The sequence below is a fragment of the Yoonia sp. genome, from assembly GCF_046292185.1.
In the GTDB taxonomy this organism is placed as follows: Bacteria; Pseudomonadota; Alphaproteobacteria; order Rhodobacterales; family Rhodobacteraceae; genus Yoonia.
Genome location: NZ_JBKBQY010000071.1, coordinates 1 through 17,951 on the forward strand (window position 1 = coordinate 1; position 17,951 = coordinate 17,951).

Sequence of the window (17,951 nt, forward strand, 5' to 3'; positions counted from 1 at the left end):
CCGCACCCTTGCAAATGCTGCTATGGATGCGGTGAAACCGACCAGTTCAGGATAAACCTTCGTGTCAGAAAAACGACCAGCCAAAATATCGGCGCAGTTTTCCCAGCCCATCCGGCAATTGCTGTTCATGTTGACCGTGATCGTGCTGGTTGCGGTGGGGCTTTATCTGGGGCTGGACCAGATCAGGGCGATCTTCTTGTCGAACCCTTATCTGAACGGGGTGATCCTGGCCGTCTTCGTCCTTGGCGTCTTGTCCTGCTTCAATCAGGTGTTCCTGCTGATGACCTCGGTCCGCTGGATCGAGGATTTTGCACGCGAAATCAGCGGGCATAACCTGACCATCGCACCCTCTTTGCTGGCGCCACTGGCGACATTGCTGCGATCACGCGGGGCGCGGACGCAGATTTCATCCAGTTCCGCCCGGTCGATCCTCGATTCCGTCGCCCAAAGGATCGATGAAGACCGCGAAATCACGCGCTATATCGGAAACGTACTGATTTTCCTTGGCCTTTTGGGTACATTCTATGGTCTGGCGACGACTGTTCCCGCGCTGGTGGAAACCATCCGGTCGCTGAACCCCGGCGATAATGAATCCGGTGCCGATATCTTCAGCCGCTTGCAGGACGGGCTGGAAGATCAGCTTGGCGGCATGGGCACGGCATTTTCCAGCTCGCTTCTTGGGCTGGCCGGGTCGCTGATCGTGGGCCTGCTGGAGCTTTTCGCCGGACACGGGCAGAACCGATTCTATCGCGAATTGGAAGAATGGATGTCCACCATCACCCGCGTCGGCATCGACGGCGACGAAGGGGCGGCCCCCGGTGCCGGCGTCGTTGATCAAATGGGCGAGTTGATGGATTCGATCCAGTTGATGATGGACCAGACCGCCGCGGACCGCGAAACCACCGACCGGCGGTTCCATTCGCTGGCTGCCGCGATCGAGATTCTGGCACAGGCCACCACCACCAGCGAAGTTCCCGGCCTGCTGGAACGCGTCGCCAATGGGCAAGACGCCCTTATGAAAAAGCTGGACGACAGCGGCATGGGCGGCATCGACGCCGAAAGCCGGATGCGGCTGCGATCCATCGATGTGCAGTTGCTGCGGCTTCTGGAAGAATTGTCTGCCGGACGGCAGGAATCCACCAGCGCCCTGCGCGATGATCTGGCCGCCCTGACCAACCTGATCCGGGAGCGGAGCTGATCCATGGCGCTGAGCCGCAGATCATCCAACCGTTTTCAAAACGCGATATGGCCCGGTTTCGTCGATGCGATGACCGGCATCCTGCTGGTGCTGATGTTCGTGCTGAGTATCTTCATGGTGATCCAGTTCGCCCTGCGGGACACGATCCTTGGGCAGGAAAGCGAACTTGACACGCTGTCCAGCGAAATGGCCGCCCTTGCCGCGACGCTGGGGCTGGCAGAGGACCGGACCGCCGCCCTGATCGCCGAACGCGATGCGCAGGATCAGGCCCTGGCCGAGGCACAGGACGAGATCACCGGGTTCGAGGCGCAGGTCGCCGGCCTGCTTGCTGACCAACGCGCGGCACAGCAAACCATTGCCGGGCTGGAAGACAGGCAGGAAAGGCTGATATCACAGCAAGAGGCGCTGAACCTTGCCCTTGCGCAGGCCCGCGATGAAATCGACGAAAGCGCCGAGGCCGCCCGCCTTGCCGCCGCCCGGCGCGAAGCGCTGGAAGCCATGATCGCCGATCTGGAAACCGAACGCGACGAAAGCGCCGCCCAGATTTCAGATCTGGAAGCCGCCCGGCTGACCGATGCCGCCGCGGCCGCCGCCCTGCGCGAACGGTTGGAGAACGCCGATGCCGAACTGACGGCGATGACGCTGAACCTCGAACGCCAACGGCGCGAGGCCGAAGAAGCGCTGACCTTGCTTGCCGCCGCGCGCGCCACACAGGACGAACTGGACGCCGAACGCGCCGAAGCGATGACCGAGGCGGAACGGCAGGCCGGGCTGCTGGCCATCGCCAACGCGACCCTGGCCGAACAGGAAGAAATCTCTGCCGAGGCGCAGCGGCAGACCGCGGTGCTGAACGAACAGATCCTTGCCTTGCGCAATCAGGTCGGCACGCTGCAAACGCTGCTGGATCTCGCGGAAGATATCGACCGCGACGCACAGGTGCAGATCGAAACGCTGGGCGCGCAGTTGAACACTGCACTGGCCCGTGTCGCGTCCGAGGAACGCCAACGTCGCGCATTGGAAGAGGCGGAACGCATCAGGCTGGAAGCCGAAGCAGCACGCCTGCAGGCCGAGGCCGAGGATCTGGTCCGCTTCCGGTCCGATTTCTTTGGCCAGTTGCGGCAGGTGCTGGAAGGGCAGGACCGGATCAGGATCGAAGGCGACCGTTTCGTCTTTTCTTCTGAAGTGTTGTTTCAGGTCGGGCAGGCCGACCTGTCGCCACAAGGCCGCGCCGAGATCGCCAATATCGCGGGCATCCTGCGCGACATCGCAGATGACATCCCGCCCGGCATCGACTGGATCATCCGGGTGGACGGGCACACCGACGACATCCCCGTATCCCCCGGCGGGCGGTTTTCAAACAACTGGGAACTGAGCCAGGCGCGCGCGCTGTCCGTGGTGCGTTTCATGGCCGAGGATCTGGGCATCCCCCCCACGCGTCTGGCCGCCAACGGTTTCGGCGAATATCAACCCCTGAACCCGGCAAATACGGCAGAGGCGCGGGCACAGAACCGCCGGATCGAGTTGAAACTGACAGAGAGGTAAGGGTCGGCTTTCCCTTGATCAGGTGTTGCGCCAGACCGGGTTCGTCCAGGCGCGCTTACCTGCGGCGTCGATGATTGTCAGCCGCAGCCAGGGCGAGGATGCCAATTGCCCATAAGGCAACCTGATCCGTGACATGCTGTGTCCATGTTTGACCGATGTGCGTGATCCCTGCCCCTGCAGCACGGCGGTCACGGCGGCGCTGCATGCAATCTCGACCCCGGTTTCGCCCCAGGTCACAAGCTGGATGTCCGGCCCGGTCGATGAATAGAACGCCCCGTCCTTCAGTGCCGCCAGCAATGCCTCTGGCGTGTTTTCGGGCGCGCGGACCATGACCCAGCCGCCGAAATGATCCGGTTCGCTGAAATGTGCGTCATCCGTGGCGCATAGCGTGACGCGACGCCCCGCATTCAGCAGATGTTCCAGCACATAGACCCCTGATCCACGGTCGCAGCCCGTCACGCAGCCGTGGTTGTAGATTTCGACCGCATGGGCAGCGTCCATGACGTCGGCATCCTGCAGCGACAATTGCGACCATTCGGGATGGGCGATGGCGACGAAAGCACCGGCATCGCGGGCGCGCCGGGCGATGGCCGGGCCGGTTTCCTGTCCGGGATGGGCCGAGAAATCAGGCGCATCGGGCGGTGTAAAATCAGCGGGCAAGCCAACGGCGAGGATATGCCACAATTCGCCATTCTGCATCGCGCCGCTGTGCAGTTCTGCGCCCAGAATGGTCGTGAAACGGTCGTTGCGATAGGGCAGCGTGTCGCTGATCGGATAGCCGAAAAAGCCGATGAAATGATCGGTCAGCGCAATGAAATCATAGCCTTCGGCCTGATAGCGGCGGCAAACCTCTTCTGGTGCCAGCACGCCGTCGGAATTGGTGGAATGGGTATGCAGGTTGCCGCGCCAGAACCGGCCGGGCAATGCGAAAGGATCGGATGTCATGCGAGGTGTCCTGCTGCGATAGCTTGGTCCTGAGCGACCCCGTTGCCTGCCGCGTCCAGAATGATGAAATCACGTGCGGCGACGCTGATTTCAACCTCTGTGCCGACCGGGGGCGGCGGTGTGTCGGGGCGGTTGAATGTGTCAAGTGTCAGCGCCGTGTCGCCGACCATCGTGGACAGCCGGATGATCGACCCCATGAATTGCACCTGTGCGATGCGGCCTTTCAGGATCGTCTCGCGTCCTTCGGCCCGGCCCAGGCGTGCAGCCTCTGGTCGCAGGGCAAGGCGGATGATCGCGCCTTTCGGGGCGGTCAGTTGCTGGCCTAGCGCGAGCTGCGCGCCGTCGATGGCGACAATGCCTGCGGCGGGGTTGATCACCTCGGCGTCGAAGCCGGTGTGGCTGCCGACAAAACCTGCCACGAATGGCGTCGCGGGCCGGTTGTAGATGTCAAACGGCGTGCCGATCTGTTCCGCGATCCCGCCGTTCATCACAACGACGCGGTCAGACATCGACAGCGCCTCTTCCTGATCATGGGTGACGAAAATTGTTGTGATGCCCAGCTGCTGCTGGATCTGGCGGATTTCCTGTCGCAGGGACACGCGGATCTTGGCGTCAAGCGCCGAAAGCGGTTCATCCAGCAAAAGCACCCGCGGTTTTGGCGCAAGCGCGCGCGCCAGTGCCACCCGCTGTTGCTGGCCGCCCGACAGCTGGAACGGATAGCGCGCGCCCAGATCGGGCAGGCCGATCAGGCGCAGCATGTCGGTGACACGTTCCGCCGCCTCGGCCCGGCGCATTCCTGCGATCTTTAGGCCGAAACCCACGTTTTGCGCCACGGTCAGGTTGGGGAACAGGGCATAGGCCTGAAACACCATGCCGATATTGCGTTGGTTGGGGCGCAGGCTGGTCATGTCGCGCCCGTCAATCTGGATCGACCCGGCGGACGGGTCTTCAAACCCTGCCACGATCCGCAACACCGTGGTCTTGCCACAGCCCGACGGCCCCAGAAGCGAGATGAATTCGCCTTTTTCCACCGACAGGCTGAAATCCTTGACCACCCGCGTCGGGCCGAAGGATTTTTCCAGATTGTTGATCGTCAGATAGGGCATCAGCGTTTCGCTCTTGTGTGGGGGAACAGGCGGCCGGCAAGCTGGATCAGCCCCATGCAGCCCCAAGTTATGGTAAAGGCGATCACGGCCAGCGCCGCAGGTTCATAGGCGCGGTTGCCACCAGTCCATATCATGTAGGGGCCAAAGGCCGGACGGTCGAGCAGTGCGGCAAAGACATATTCGCCCAGCACGATGGAAAAGGTCAGAAAGGCACCGGACAAAAGGGCTGTGAACACATTGGGCAGCATGATCCGGAAGATGATCGTAAACCACCCCGCGCCAAGGATCTGCGCTGCTTCGGTCAGCGTCTGCACATCCAGCGTGCGTAACCCGTTGTCGATCGCGCGGTACATATATGGCAGCGCCAGCGTGGCATAGCCAAAAGCGAGCAGGATATTGGTGGTGCTGGCCGACCCTGTCATCGGCAGAAAAGACGATGTGTTGAACATCCGCAGATAGCCAAAGGCGATGACGATCACCGGGATGACCAGCGGCAGCAGGGTGATGAATTCGATCACAGGGCGCATCTTCGGCAGCCGGATGCGGACCCAGATCGCCGCAGGCAGCACCAGCGCAAGGCCCAGCGCGATAGTGACCAGCGACATCACGACGGAATAGGTGAATGTCGCCTGAAACTGCGGGTCTTGCAGCACGGTGGTATAGGCGTCGAAACTATAGGTGCCGCGCCGTTTGCGCAGCGAAAATTCGAACATGCCGATCAGCGGAAGGGCAAAGTAAAGCACCCCGAAGGTAAACATGACCCAGGAAAATACTGATCCGACGCTGCGCCTTGTTCTTGCTCTTGGCGCATCGGTGCTGGTCAATGTGTTGAGCGCGGCCTGATCTGTCATTTCTGCCATTTCTCTGCCCTTGTGCGCAGCACGATATAGATCGCATTGGCAACAGCCGTGATGACGATCATACCGAATGCAATGGCATAGCCAAGGTTCGGGTCCTGCAGCACATCCCCCCGGATCTGCGCGAATAATTGCACAGTGATCAGGCTTTGCGATGATCCGGTCAGCGCCTGTGCCGTGGCAATCGCGCCAAAGGAATTGGCGAACAACAGCGCGAAGGTCCCCAACAGCGACGGCAGCAACACCGGGATGGCGACCATGCGCCAATATTGCACGCTGCTGGCGCCAAGGCTTTGGGCGGCCTCGCTCCATTCGCGTTTCAGCCCTTCCAATGCGGGGGTGATGATCAGGATCATCAGCGACATCTGGAAATAAAGGTAGACGAAGACCAGCCCCCAAAAGCTGATCAGATTAAAGCCCGAGGCGTAGATATTCACCCCGAACCAATCGCGCAGCAGCACCGTGACCAGCCCCAGCCGCCCCAATGTGGCAATAAAGGCAAAGGCCAGCGGCACACCGGCGAAATTGGCGGCGACACCGGAAAATGTGACCATCGGTGCGCGAACCCAAGCGGGCAAGCCGCCGTGAATGACCGAAGCGGCGACCAGAAAGCCAAGGCCCGCGCCAAGTGCCGCCGAGAAAAAGCTGACGCGGATCGACAGCCAGAAACTGTTCATCAGCCGCGGCTCGAACAATTTGGCCATTGTCGCCAATGTAAACCCGCCGTCGGGGCCACGGAACGCGCCCAGCACGATGTTCACAGTGGGCAGCAACAGGAAAATTGCCGTGAAGGCCAGAAAGGGAATGACGCCGACCCAGTTGGCGGCGGTCCGTGAAATATATGCGCCGCGTGCGGTGGGCATGACCTGTCCCTTTGGCAACTTGTCAAAACCATGCCCCGGATACCTGATCCGGGGCATGCGATAACGCTGTGCTTATTGCACTGCAGCCCCGACCACGGCGTCCCACTGGGATGTCACGACGTCACGGTTTTCACCCTGCTGTTCGACAGTCGGGAACACGGCACGGCCGTAAGGTTCCTGATCGGGCAAACGGTCCAGCAGGTCTTGCGGGATCGTACCGGCCTCGTTCATCGGGACCTGACGGGCGACGGAACAATAGCCTTCCAGATAGCCAAGCTGTCCTTCGTCAGAGAAGATATGTTCCATCCACAGTTTCGCGGCATTCGGGTGCGGCGCATGGGCGGAGATCGCCTGCACGTAAACCCCGGCCAACGATGCGCCGGCTGGAATGATGACTTCAATCGGCGGGTTGCCGTCAAGGCTGTCGCGCCATGCCAGCAGATTGTAATCCCAAGCCGCAACGATGGGCGTCTGGCCTTGCGCGATAGTGCCCGATGCAGCGGTCACAGGCACAAAGTTCCCGGCAGCGTTCAGTTCGGCAAAGAATTCCAGGCCGAGTTCGCCCGATTCCGTGCCGGGCTCGCCACCGCGCGCCATACCGGCAGACAGGATCGCAAGGATCGCCTGATTGGATGCGCGCGGATCGCCGGTCAGGGCGACAGCATTGGCATATTCAGGGCGCAGCAGGTCTTCCCAATCGGTGGGCAGTGTGTCGATGATATCGGTGTTCACGCCCAGCGCCATGACGCCGTAATAGGCACCATACCACATGCCGTCCGGGTCTTTGATCGCTTCTGGGATCTGATCCCAGGTAGACACCTGATAGGGCTGGATCAGGCCTTCTTCTGCGGCGGCGGGGCCGAAGGACAGACCTACATCGATCACGTCGGGTGCTTGCGGACCGGTGTTGCCCACATTGGCACGGATCGCTTCCAGCTCGTCAGCAGAACCTGCATCGGGGTTCAGTTCGTTCACTTCGAGAAAGGGATACTTTTCCTTGAAGGACGCGATGATGCCGCCATAGTTGCACCAGTCATGGGGCAACGCGATGGTGGTCAGCATCCCTTCGGCGCGCGCGCCTTCGATGATTTCTTCCATCGATTGGGCAGAAGCGAGGCTTGCGGACAGAATTGCCGCGACGCTGACCGAACCGGTCAGCAATGTCATGAACTTCATCGAAGTCTCCGTTGCTAAAATGATTGCTGTGATATTGAACAGCACGTTGCTGTCGTTAATCACGCAATGCAACAAATTTGTGATGGCCGCGGCTAGCGCATCCTTTTGAACAGCAACATATCTTCGTAAAACCGTTCCATCCGTTCCATCCTTTCGCGGGTATCCTGCCAATTGGCGTCCTGAATGGCCGACAGCAGCGCCTCGACCAAGGCGACCAGCGGGACGATGGTATCCCATGCGGATGGCACTTCGATCTGCGAGGTCAGGATATGCTGCGCCACCCCTGCCGTGGGCGATACCCAGCGGTCTGTCAGCAGGACCACCTCAACCCCTTGCGCGCGGGCAAGTTCGGCGAATTGCTGCATGGATGGTTCATATCTACGGATATCGAACACGACCAACACATCGCCCTGCACCATATCCAGCAAGGCCGGTGGCCATGTATTCGGCAGGCTGGACAGAAGCGTCACATCGGACCGCATGACGTGCAGGGCGGTGGTGAAATATTCCGCAATAGACCGCGTCAGCCGCCCGCCGATCAGGTAGACAGCCCGCGATTTATCTGCCAGCAGGTCACGCACCGCGTCAAAGGCGCGCAAATCCTGCTGGCTGAGCGTTTGGTTCAGATTCTCGATCACGCGCAGTGCAAAGCGGTTCAGCGGATGATCAATTTCTGACATATCCGCCCATTTTTCATGCTTGGCGATGGGCGAGGCGAGCCGTTCGCCCATCTCTTCATGCAATTGCGCGCGGAATTCGGGATAGCCGGAAAATCCGATCTTGCGCACGAAGCGCACGACCGTGGGTGCCGATACGCCCGCATCCTGCGCGATCTCGGCCACAGATCCAAGAACTGACAGGGGGAAATTCCCCAGCATATGGCTGGCCAATTGCCGTTCAGCGCGCGTCATCCCCGGCATCGCGGCGCGCAGGCGGTCTTCGAGCGTTTGAAACTGGGTCATGGCGGCAGGTCTTTGCATGGGGCATCAGAAATCACCCCGTAAATCTGAAACATATATTACAGAAAAGAAAGAACAGAAATACAGTTGACACAAAATTGCGATGTGGTGCAGCCTTCCTCGAACGCGCAATTCAGCCTCGGGAAGGGCGGCAATGACACCGCAAGAGGGATCGGTAAAATGGGCAGGGTCTGTGGTGTCGTGGGACATGACAGGCGATGCAGCGCCCGGCGTGATCCTGATTTGCGAACATGCCTCCAACCATGCGGTCGCCCCCTGGGAGATCAGCGATACCGACCTGCTGGCATCGCATGCAGCCAGTGACCCCGGCGCGCTGGGGCTGGCGCAGGCGCTGGGGCCTTTGCTGGCCGCGCGGCACGGCGGGGCTGAACTGGTCCATGCGCCACTGTCGCGGCTGATCTATGACCTGAACCGGAGCCCTGACCGGCCTGACGCCTGCCCCACGCGATCGGAAATGCATCATATCGCATTGAATGACGCGCTGGGCGTGGCGGAACGGCTGGCGCGGATGGAGCGCCTTTATCTGCCGTTTCACAACCTTGTCCGTGCGCGGATTGCGCGTGCGCTGACCTTGGGACGGCGGCCGGTGGTACTGACGGTGCATTCCTTTTCGCCGACATGGCACGGCCTGCCACGCACGGTGGAATTTGGCGTGATCCATGACGATCTGCCCGCGCTGGCGCAGAGGATCGTCGCGGACTCGGCCGATCTGGGGCTGAAGACGGAATTGAACGCCCCCTATTCCGCAGCGGATCATGTGACGCATACCCTGCGCCTGCATGCGCTGCCTTACGGGCTGGATAATGCGATGCTAGAACTGCGCAATGATCTGATCAGCACGCCTCAGGCGCAGGCAGCGCTGGCGCAACGGCTCGCCCCTGTGCTTTCCCACGCCATCGAAAGTGTCGCGGAGGTGCCATGCCCCGCCCTGTGATGGCCTATCTGCATTTCGTCGAAGCAGTGAACTACCGCGTCGGACGGCTCGCGATGTGGAGCTTGTTCGCCCTGATGGGCGTGCTGGCATGGGGGGCGGTTGCACGCGCAGGGTTTTCGCCGCAGATCTGGACCGATGAAATGGCGCAGTTTTTACTGCTGGGCTATTTCATGCTGGGCGGGGCCTATGCGCTGCAGATGGGGTCCGCCGTGCGGATGGATTTGCTTTATTCCCGCTGGTCGGACCGGACCAAGGCGGCGGTGGATTGCATCACCATTTTCACGCTGCTGATCTATCTTGGCGTCCTGCTGTGGGGCGGCATCGAAAGCACGCAATTCGCGTTGGAATACGGCGAACGGCGGCGCGGGCTGTGGCGGCCATACATGGCGCCGATCAAGATCGTCATGTGTTTCGGGATCGTGCTGATGATCCTGCAGTGCAGCGCCTTTCTGATCCGGGATATCGCCACCTTGCGGGGCATCAAAATCGCGGAGCGTGATACCAATGCCCTATGAAATGATCGCCGCATTGATGTTTGGGTCAATGCTGGCCGTGATGCTGACCGGGCAGCGGATGTTCGGGGTCATCGGCTTTGTCGCCGTAGTGGCAGCGATCTGGCTGTGGGGGGATCGCGGCGGGCATGATCTGGCGTTTGCCCAGACCATCAAGCTGATGAACTGGTTTCCGCTGATGACGCTGCCGATGTTCATTTTCATGGGCTATGTGCTGTCGGAAAGCAGACTGGCGGATGATCTTTACCGGATGTTCCATGTCTGGTTCGGCCCGGTCCCCGGTGGCCTTGCTATCGGGACGATCCTGCTGATGGTGCTGATTTCCGCGATGAACGGGCTGAGCGTCGCGGGCATGGCGATCGGCGCGACCATCGCGCTGCCCGAATTGCTGAAGCGGAATTATGACAAGCTGATGGTGACAGGCGTCATTCAGGCGGGGTCGAGCCTTGGTATTCTGGTGCCGCCATCGGTCGTGCTGGTGCTTTATGCCATGATCGCGCGCCAGCCGGTGACACATCTTTGGGCGGCGGGGCTGTTGCCGGGGCTGATGCTGGCGGTGTTGTTCATCATCTATATTTGGTTGCGCTGCCGGATGAATCCCGCGCTCGGCCCGGTGATTGATCCGGATGAACTGGCCAAGGTCACGAAGCGCGAAAAATACATGCTGCTCTTGGCGGGACTGATGCCCTTGGGCATTTTTGCGGTGATGATGGTGCCGTTCCTGCTCGGTTACACCCGCCTGGTCGAAAGCGCTGTGGTCGGTGCCATCGCCGCCCTGATCGTCAGCGTCGCCAAAGGGCGGATGACCTGGGCGATCTTGGAAACCTGCACCAAGAAAACGCTGGCGATTTCGTGCATGTTCCTGTGGATCATCCTTGCCGCGCTTGCCTTTGGTGCGGTCTTCGACGGGCTGCGTGCAGTGGATTTCGTGCGTCAGCTGTTCATGGACAATCTGGGTCTTGGCCGCTGGGAAATCCTGATCCTGATGCAGGTGTCTTTCCTGCTGATGGGGATGTTTCTGGATGACACCGCGATGCTGGTGATCGTCGCACCCCTGTATGTGCCGATCGTGCAGATGCTGGAATTCAATCTGATCTGGTATGGCGTGCTGTATACGATCACCTGCCAGATCGCCTATATGACGCCGCCTTTTGGCTATAACCTGTTTCTGATGCGCGCCATGGCCCCGAATGAGGTGACTTTGGGTGAAATTTATCGGTCCATCATCCCGTTTGTGGGCGTGATGATCATAGGCTTGGCCCTTGTGATGGTCTTTCCCCAGATCGCGCTTTGGCTACCTGGCGTATTGTTTCCCTGAATTACGACCAAGAGCGGGCCAACCCGCCTGATTTTCAACCCAACCGGAAGGAAAGATTATGACAACGACAAGACGCAAGTTCCTGACCACAGGCGCCCTTGGCGGTGCCGCGACGTTGGCGGCCCCTGCCGTTCACGCGCAATCGACGATCCGCTGGCGGCTGCAAACCTATGCCGGGGCATCGCTGGGCGCGCAGGTGGCCAAACCCGCCATCGACATGTTCAATGCCATCGCTGGCGATGAAATGCAGATTGATCTCTTCTATGCCGACCAATTGGTCCCGACAGAAGAGCTGTTTCAGGCCATGCAGCGCGGCACCATCGACGCGGTACAATCGGATGACGACAGCATGGCATCGCCCACCGAAGTTACCGTGTTTGGCGGCTATTTCCCCTTTGCCAGCCGCTACAGCCTCGACGTGCCTGCCTTGTTCAACGACTGGGGCCTGAATGAAATCTGGGGCGAAGAATATGCCAATGTCGGGGTGAAACATATCTCTGCCGGGTCATGGGATCCGTGCCATTTCATCACCTCATCACCCATCACATCGCTGGCGGATATGGAAGGCAAGCGGGTGTTCACCTTCCCCACCGCCGGGCGGTTCCTGTCGCAATTCGGCGTCGTGCCGGTGACTGTGCCTTGGGAAGACGTAGAAATCGCGCTACAAACCGGCGAAATCGACGGGGTGGCGTGGTGTGGCATTACCGAAGCATATGAGGTCGGCTGGGCCGATATTTGCAGCCATTTCCTGACGAACAACATTTCCGGCGCATGGATCGGGCATTTCTTTTCCAACATGGATCGCTGGAACGAATTGCCCGAACATCTGCAAGTGCTGATGACCACCTGCTTTGAACAATCGCACTACTATCGCCAGCATTGGTATTGGGCGGGCGAGGCACGTTTGCGGACCGAAGGCGACAAGCTGGAACTGACCTCGATCCCCGACGCCGAATGGGGCACGGTCGAAGCCGCGGCACGTGATTTCTGGGAAGAGATCGCGGCGGAATCCGAAACCAAAGCGCGCGTCGTCGACGTCTTCCGCAACTACAATGCCGCGATGGATCAGGCCGGACGCCCCTATCGTTATTCGTAATGACCACGGATGGGGGCATGTCCCCCATCACCTGACCGACGCAAAGAATAAAGGGGCGATGATCATGCCGGGACTGATGACTTTGGAAGACTTGCGCACAGCCTTTGACGCGGGCGAGATCGACACCGTGCTGGTCGCTGCCCCCGATATGCAGGGCCGTCTGGTCGGCAAACGGTTCCATGCGGCGCATTTTCTGGATTCGGGCTATCATGAAACGCATTGCTGCAACTACCTGCTGGCAACCGACATGGAGATGGTGACGGTGGCCGGTTATGCCTCGACGTCCTGGGCGAAGGGTTACGGCGATTACGTCATGAAACCGGACCTTGCCACGTTGCGCCGCGTGCCGTGGTTGCCCGCCACCGCACTCGTGCTGTGTGATCTGCTGGATCATCACACCCATGAAGAAATCGCCGTATCCCCCCGCGCGATCCTGAAACGCCAGGTCGCCCGTGCGCAGGCGATGGGCTATCAGCCGATGGCCGCGACCGAGTTGGAGTTCTATATATTCGAACAAAGCTATGACGCGCTGCGCGACGGCGGCACCGACAAGCTGACCCCGATTTCGTCTTATAACGAGGATTACCACCTGTTCCAGACCACCAAGGAAGAACCGCTGATGCGCGCCTTGCGCAACGGGCTTTACGGTGCGGGTATCCCGGTCGAAAATTCCAAGGGCGAGGCTGAGGCTGGTCAGGCCGAGATCAATATCCGCTATGACGAAATGGTCACGACAGCCGATTTCCATGTCATCACCAAACAGGCGACCAAGGAAATCGCGCATGGCTTGGGCAAATCCGTGACCTTCATGGCGAAATACGACCACCGCCGCGCGGGATCATCCAGCCATGTGCATCAATCACTGTGGACGCGGGACGGCGCGCCCGCCTTCATGGACAAGGATTCAGAATACGGCATGTCCGCCCTGATGCGGCAATATATGGCGGGCCAGCTTGCCCACGCGCGCGAGATTACGGCGCTGCTGGCCCCTTATGTGAACAGCTACAAACGGTTCTGCATCGGCATGTTCGCCCCGACGAAAGCAGTCTGGTCGCTAGACAACCGCACCGCCGGTTTCCGGGTCTGCGGCGACGGGACGAAGGCCGTGCGCGTGGAATGCCGGATCGGCGGGGCGGACTTGAACCCTTATCTGGCTTGCGCCGCCTTGCTGGCCGCAGGGTTGGCAGGGATCGAGGGTGCGATGGAACTGGAACCCGAAATGCAGGGTGACAGCTACAGCAATGCGAACGCGCGCGAGATACCGAAAACCTTGCGCGAATCTGCCGATCTGCTGGAAGGCTCTGCCATGCTGCGCGCGGCATTCGGGGATGCGGTGGTTGAACACTATACTCGCGCCGCACGGTGGGAGATCGAAGAACATGACCGCGTCGTCACCGATTTTGAACGGCAGCGGTTGCTGGAACGGGGCTAGGCCCGGACCACAGGATTACAGGAGCATTCATGACGACGATCAATTTGATTTCACCCGTGGACGGGTCGGTTTACGCCGAACGCACGGCGCTGCCTTTGGCAGATGCGCAGGCCGCAGTCGCCCGCGCGCGCAAAGCGCAGGGCGATTGGGCCGCGCAACCGTTGGAGACACGGATCGCCACAGTGCTGGCGGGGATCGTTGCATTGGAAGGGATGGCCGCCGAGATCGTGCCGGAACTGGCATGGCAGATGGGCCGTCCCGTACGCTATGGCGGCGAATTCGGCGGCGTGCGCGAACGCGCGGATTACATGGCGGGCATCGCATCCGATGTACTGGCCGATGAAGTGGTCGAGAACAGCGACAATTTCACCCGCCTGATCGCGCGCGAAGCGCAGGGTGTGGTCTTCGTGATCGCACCGTGGAACTATCCGTTTCTGACCGCCGTCAATACCATCGTACCCGCCCTGATCGCGGGCAATGCGGTGGTGCTGAAACACGCCAGCCAGACCTTGCTGGCGGGCGAACGTCTCGCGCAGGCGTTCCATGCAGGCGGTGTTCCGCAGGACGTGTTCCAGAATGTCGTGCTGGACCATGCCACGACCGAGTCGCTGATTGGGGATCGCGCGTTTGATTTCATCAACTTCACCGGCTCTGTCGGTGGTGGCCGCGCGATTGAAAAGGCCGCCGCTGGCACCTTCAGCGGCACGGGGCTGGAGCTTGGCGGCAAAGACCCCGGCTATGTCCGTGCCGACGCCGATCTGGAGGCCGCGGTGGATGGATTGATGGATGGCGCGATGTTCAATTCCGGGCAATGTTGCTGCGGGATCGAACGGATTTACGTGCATGAAAGCCTGTATGGCGCCTTTGTCGAAGAGGCGGTCACTTGGGCGCGCGCCCAGCGCCTTGGCAATCCGCTGGAACAGGACACGACGATGGGTCCGATGGCGCATAAACGCTTTGCCGCCATCGTCCGTGATCAGGTGGCAGAGGCTGTGGCGCAGGGCGCGCATGCGCTGATCGACCCATCCGAATTTTCCGCCGATGACGGCGGCGCCTATCTCGCACCGCAAATCCTGACCCATGTCACCCACGACATGCGCGTGATGCGCGAGGAAAGTTTCGGCCCCGTCGTCGGCATCATGTCCGTCAAGGACGACGCCGAGGCGATCCGCCTGATGAACGATTGCGCCTATGGCCTGACAGCTTCGATCTGGACGCGTGACGCAAAGGCCGCCCGCAGTATCGGCGGCCAAATCCAGACCGGCACGGTGCTGATGAACCGCTGCGATTATCTGGACCCTGCCCTGTGCTGGACCGGCTGCAAGGATACTGGTCGCGGTGCTGCGCTGTCCGCGCTGGGCTATCTGGCGCTGACCCGTGCCAAATCATACCACCTGAAAAAGGCCTGAGACATGACATTCACTGCCAATTGGAGCTATCCGACCACGATCAAGTTCGGGGCGGGTCGGATCGCGGAACTGCCTGACCTGTGCGAAGGCGCTGGCATCACTCGGCCCCTGCTTGTCACGGATAAGGCGCTGGTCAGTCTGCCGATCACGGCGCAGGCGCTGGATTTGCTAGACGCCGCCGGTCTGGGTCGCGCAGTCTTTTCCGAAGTCGATGCCAACCCGACAGAGGCGAATATGCAGGCCGGTCTAACCATCTATCGCGCGGGCGGCCATGACGGCGTTGTCGCCTTTGGCGGTGGGTCGGCGCTGGATCTGGGCAAGATGATAGCGCTGATGGTGGACCAGCCAGTCACCGTCTGGGATCTGGAAGATATCGGCGACTGGTGGACCCGCGCCAATCCCGACACAATCGCGCCCATCATCGCGGTGCCCACAACCGCCGGTACGGGGTCAGAGGTTGGGCGCGCCGGCGTCTTGACCGACAGCGTCACGCACCGCAAAAAGATCATCTTTCACCCCAAGCTGATGCCTGTCGTCACGCTCTGTGATCCGGCGCTGACCGTCGGCATGCCTGCCTTTATTACCGCAGGTACCGGCATGGACGCGCTCGCCCATTGTCTAGAGGCCTATTGCAGCCCGCATTACCATCCGATGAGCCAAGGGATTGCGCTGGAAGGCATGCGGCTGGTCATCGAAAACCTGCCCCGCGCCTATGCCACGCCCGATGATCTGGAAGCGCGCGCCAATATGATGTCAGCGGCGGCGATGGGGGCTGTGGCATTCCAGAAAGGGCTGGGCGCGATCCACAGCCTGAGCCACCCCATCGGTGCCGTCTACAACACGCACCATGGCACGACGAACGCCGTGGTCATGCCAATGGTGCTGGATTTCAATCGTGCGGCGATCGAGGACAGGATCACCCGCGCCGCCGCATATCTGGGCATCGCGGGCGGCTTTGACGGGTTTTATGCGCATGTGATGGACCTGCGGGCATCGCTGTCGATCCCCGCCAACCTGACAGCGCTGGGCGTGGAGACATCAAGGCTGGATGAATTGACCGAAATGGCACTGCTTGACCCGTCCTGCGGCGGCAATCCGGTGGAAATGACCCGCGACAACACCCGCGCGCTGTTTGACGCCTGTATGTAAACCTACAAGGGGCGCGGTTCCGCTGTGCCCCGCATCGGGTACGCAATTTCATGATCGGGGATATTTGGTGCCCAGGAGAGGCATTGAACACCCATATCATGTGTTCTCAGGCGGTCCCGCCGTTTACTACTTCTTAATGTTTTCAGTCGTTTGGTATTCTCAAGGGGTATCAATTGGACCCATACCATACTATAAATAGGGGTGGATTGAGAGGTGGGTTGAAAATGGTGGCATTGAACAAGCTAAGTGTGGTCGAGATCAAGGCGAGTGGTCCTGGCAAGTACTCTGACGGTGGCGGATTGTGGCTGCACAAGCGGGAGGACGGCGGCTCACAGTGGTTTTTGCGGGTGACCGTCAATGGTAGGCGGCGTGAGATGGGCTTGGGGAAGCTTGAGGACGTTTCTTTGAAAGAAGCCCGGCGGTCTGCCGAGAAGTGGCGGGCAATGGTTCGTGACGGCAAGGATCCGATCAAGGAACGAGAGCATCTAAAACGGGAAGCTGCAAAGCCAGAGAACACGCTAGCCAATATCGCTGCCGATGCATTTGAAAGCCGGAAGGCCGAATTGAAAGGTGACGGCAAGGCGGGCCGGTGGTTCTCGCCACTCAAACTTCACGTGCTGCCAAAGCTGGGAAAGATGCCGGTCGAAGAACTGGATCAGCAGGACATCAAGAACACGCTAGCCCCCATCTGGCACACCAAGGCGGATACCGCACGGAAAGCTATGAACCGCCTGGGCATTGTCATGCGCCATGCAGCGGCGCTGGGCTTGGATGTGGATTTGCAGGCGACGGAGAAAGCAAAGGCGCTGCTGGGCAGGACTCGTCACGTGCCTAAGAATATTCCTGCAATGGCGTGGCAGGAGGTGCCAGCATTTTACAAGACGCTTGAGGAACCAACGGTCACCCATCTTGCCTTAAGGCTTCTGATCCTGACTGGCCTTCGCTCAAGCCCGGTGCGCTTCATGCATCTGGACCAGATTGACGGCAATGTCTGGACTGTGCCGGGTGAGGTCATAAAAGGCCGCAAGGGCAAGACGCAGGATTTTCGAGTGCCTCTGTCTTCTGAGGCGTTGACAGTGATCGAACTGGCGAAACCTCACGAACGGGGCGGTTATCTTTTCCCATCAAAGCGCAAGGGCGTCATCAGTGACGCCACGATGGCCAGATTGATGGAACGCCGGGATATGACTGATCGCCCCCACGGCTTTCGGTCAAGCCTGCGCACATGGATGGCCGAGGCGACTGATGCACCGCATGAAGTTGCAGAAACAGTGTTGCAGCATACTGCCGGGACATCAGTACAGCTTGCCTATCGTCGCACAGATTATCTTGAGCAAAGGCGGGTGCTGATGGAGCGTTGGGCGCAACTCGTCACGGGCCAGAACGCTGGGCAGGTGGTGAAGCTTGCATAAGGGGTTTTCTTTAATCCTGTTT

Annotated in this window: 16 protein-coding genes; 10 read left to right on the top strand and 6 right to left on the bottom strand. The window is 60.3% G+C overall.

Annotation, left to right across the window (positions count from 1 at the left end; translation table 11 throughout):
• The first annotated feature begins 127 nt into the window (after positions 1–127).
• Entirely contained in the window at positions 128–1,198 is a 1,071-nt protein-coding gene (locus ACK4TM_RS12760) for a biopolymer transporter ExbB (RefSeq protein WP_409701901.1), read from the top strand.
• Between the two features lie 3 nt (positions 1,199–1,201).
• The gene (locus tag ACK4TM_RS12765; protein WP_409701902.1) at positions 1,202–2,740 is read left to right on the top strand and encodes a peptidoglycan -binding protein; all 1,539 of its coding nucleotides are present in this window, start codon (positions 1,202–1,204) and stop codon (positions 2,738–2,740) included.
• An 18-nt stretch (positions 2,741–2,758) separates the two neighbouring features.
• Here the strand turns inward: ACK4TM_RS12765 and ACK4TM_RS12770 are convergent, their stop codons facing one another.
• The 6 genes from ACK4TM_RS12770 to ACK4TM_RS12795 all read right to left on the bottom strand — a co-directional run bounded on the left by ACK4TM_RS12770 (position 2,759) and on the right by ACK4TM_RS12795 (position 8,649).
• Complete coding sequence (locus ACK4TM_RS12770; RefSeq protein WP_409701903.1) at positions 2,759–3,685, bottom strand: CehA/McbA family metallohydrolase; 927 nt, start codon at positions 3,683–3,685, stop codon at positions 2,759–2,761.
• Entirely contained in the window at positions 3,682–4,791 is a 1,110-nt protein-coding gene (locus tag ACK4TM_RS12775) for an ABC transporter ATP-binding protein (RefSeq protein WP_409701904.1), read from the bottom strand. The genes ACK4TM_RS12770 and ACK4TM_RS12775 overlap by 4 nt, the downstream gene beginning before the upstream one ends.
• Positions 4,791–5,549, bottom strand: a complete 759-nt coding sequence (locus ACK4TM_RS12780) for an ABC transporter permease (protein WP_409701916.1) — start codon at positions 5,547–5,549, stop codon at positions 4,791–4,793. Before ACK4TM_RS12780 ends, ACK4TM_RS12775 begins: the two co-directional genes overlap by 1 nt.
• Before the next feature lie 89 nt (positions 5,550–5,638).
• A complete protein-coding gene (locus ACK4TM_RS12785; RefSeq protein WP_409701905.1) occupies positions 5,639–6,511 on the bottom strand; it encodes an ABC transporter permease in 873 nt (290 codons plus the stop codon).
• A 72-nt stretch (positions 6,512–6,583) separates the two neighbouring features.
• Complete coding sequence (locus tag ACK4TM_RS12790; RefSeq protein ID WP_409701906.1) at positions 6,584–7,687, bottom strand: ABC transporter substrate-binding protein; 1,104 nt, start codon at positions 7,685–7,687, stop codon at positions 6,584–6,586.
• Positions 7,688–7,779: 92 nt separating this feature from the next.
• On the bottom strand, positions 7,780–8,649 hold the full coding sequence (locus ACK4TM_RS12795) for a MurR/RpiR family transcriptional regulator (RefSeq protein WP_409701907.1): 870 nt from the start codon (positions 8,647–8,649) through the stop codon (positions 7,780–7,782).
• Between the two features lie 151 nt (positions 8,650–8,800).
• Between ACK4TM_RS12795 and ACK4TM_RS12800 the strand changes: the two genes are divergently transcribed.
• The 8 genes from ACK4TM_RS12800 to ACK4TM_RS12835 all read left to right on the top strand — a co-directional run bounded on the left by ACK4TM_RS12800 (position 8,801) and on the right by ACK4TM_RS12835 (position 17,929).
• Positions 8,801–9,601, top strand: a complete 801-nt coding sequence (locus ACK4TM_RS12800; RefSeq protein ID WP_409701908.1) for an N-formylglutamate amidohydrolase — start codon at positions 8,801–8,803, stop codon at positions 9,599–9,601.
• Positions 9,586–10,116: a TRAP transporter small permease subunit gene (locus ACK4TM_RS12805; protein WP_409701909.1), complete on the top strand. Its 531-nt coding sequence runs from the start codon at positions 9,586–9,588 to the stop codon at positions 10,114–10,116. Before ACK4TM_RS12800 ends, ACK4TM_RS12805 begins: the two co-directional genes overlap by 16 nt.
• Positions 10,106–11,431, top strand: coding sequence for a TRAP transporter large permease subunit (locus tag ACK4TM_RS12810; RefSeq protein WP_409701910.1), 1,326 nt, complete (start codon positions 10,106–10,108; stop codon positions 11,429–11,431). Before ACK4TM_RS12805 ends, ACK4TM_RS12810 begins: the two co-directional genes overlap by 11 nt.
• Before the next feature lie 58 nt (positions 11,432–11,489).
• Positions 11,490–12,527: a TRAP transporter substrate-binding protein gene (locus tag ACK4TM_RS12815; protein ID WP_409701911.1), complete on the top strand. Its 1,038-nt coding sequence runs from the start codon at positions 11,490–11,492 to the stop codon at positions 12,525–12,527.
• A gap of 64 nt (positions 12,528–12,591) precedes the next feature.
• Positions 12,592–13,959 (top strand): glutamine synthetase family protein, encoded by a 1,368-nt coding sequence (locus tag ACK4TM_RS12820; RefSeq protein WP_409701912.1) that lies wholly within the window; start codon positions 12,592–12,594, stop codon positions 13,957–13,959.
• 29 nt (positions 13,960–13,988) lie between these two features.
• Positions 13,989–15,368: an aldehyde dehydrogenase family protein gene (locus ACK4TM_RS12825; protein WP_409701913.1), complete on the top strand. Its 1,380-nt coding sequence runs from the start codon at positions 13,989–13,991 to the stop codon at positions 15,366–15,368.
• A gap of 3 nt (positions 15,369–15,371) precedes the next feature.
• Positions 15,372–16,517, top strand: a complete 1,146-nt coding sequence (locus tag ACK4TM_RS12830; protein WP_409701914.1) for an iron-containing alcohol dehydrogenase — start codon at positions 15,372–15,374, stop codon at positions 16,515–16,517.
• Positions 16,518–16,741: 224 nt separating this feature from the next.
• A complete protein-coding gene (locus ACK4TM_RS12835) occupies positions 16,742–17,929 on the top strand; it encodes a tyrosine-type recombinase/integrase (protein WP_409701915.1) in 1,188 nt (395 codons plus the stop codon).
• Positions 17,930–17,951: the final 22 nt, after the last annotated feature.

Excerpts from the sequence above, each read along its gene's own strand:
- ACK4TM_RS12760 (WP_409701901.1), top strand. The coding sequence starts at position 128 with ATGTTGACCGTGATCGTGCTGGTTGCGGTGGGGCTTTATCTGGGGCTG.
- ACK4TM_RS12765 (WP_409701902.1), top strand. The coding sequence starts at position 1,202 with ATGGCGCTGAGCCGCAGATCATCCAACCGTTTTCAAAACGCGATATGG.
- ACK4TM_RS12770 (WP_409701903.1), bottom strand. The coding sequence starts at position 3,685 with ATGACATCCGATCCTTTCGCATTGCCCGGCCGGTTCTGGCGCGGCAAC.
- ACK4TM_RS12775 (WP_409701904.1), bottom strand. The coding sequence starts at position 4,791 with ATGCCCTATCTGACGATCAACAATCTGGAAAAATCCTTCGGCCCGACG.
- ACK4TM_RS12780 (WP_409701916.1), bottom strand. The coding sequence starts at position 5,549 with ATGTTTACCTTCGGGGTGCTTTACTTTGCCCTTCCGCTGATCGGCATG.
- ACK4TM_RS12785 (WP_409701905.1), bottom strand. The coding sequence starts at position 6,511 with ATGCCCACCGCACGCGGCGCATATATTTCACGGACCGCCGCCAACTGG.
- ACK4TM_RS12790 (WP_409701906.1), bottom strand. The coding sequence starts at position 7,687 with ATGAAGTTCATGACATTGCTGACCGGTTCGGTCAGCGTCGCGGCAATT.
- ACK4TM_RS12795 (WP_409701907.1), bottom strand. The coding sequence starts at position 8,649 with ATGACCCAGTTTCAAACGCTCGAAGACCGCCTGCGCGCCGCGATGCCG.
- ACK4TM_RS12800 (WP_409701908.1), top strand. The coding sequence starts at position 8,801 with ATGACACCGCAAGAGGGATCGGTAAAATGGGCAGGGTCTGTGGTGTCG.
- ACK4TM_RS12805 (WP_409701909.1), top strand. The coding sequence starts at position 9,586 with ATGCCCCGCCCTGTGATGGCCTATCTGCATTTCGTCGAAGCAGTGAAC.
- ACK4TM_RS12810 (WP_409701910.1), top strand. The coding sequence starts at position 10,106 with ATGCCCTATGAAATGATCGCCGCATTGATGTTTGGGTCAATGCTGGCC.
- ACK4TM_RS12815 (WP_409701911.1), top strand. The coding sequence starts at position 11,490 with ATGACAACGACAAGACGCAAGTTCCTGACCACAGGCGCCCTTGGCGGT.
- ACK4TM_RS12820 (WP_409701912.1), top strand. The coding sequence starts at position 12,592 with ATGCCGGGACTGATGACTTTGGAAGACTTGCGCACAGCCTTTGACGCG.
- ACK4TM_RS12825 (WP_409701913.1), top strand. The coding sequence starts at position 13,989 with ATGACGACGATCAATTTGATTTCACCCGTGGACGGGTCGGTTTACGCC.
- ACK4TM_RS12830 (WP_409701914.1), top strand. The coding sequence starts at position 15,372 with ATGACATTCACTGCCAATTGGAGCTATCCGACCACGATCAAGTTCGGG.
- ACK4TM_RS12835 (WP_409701915.1), top strand. The coding sequence starts at position 16,742 with ATGGTGGCATTGAACAAGCTAAGTGTGGTCGAGATCAAGGCGAGTGGT.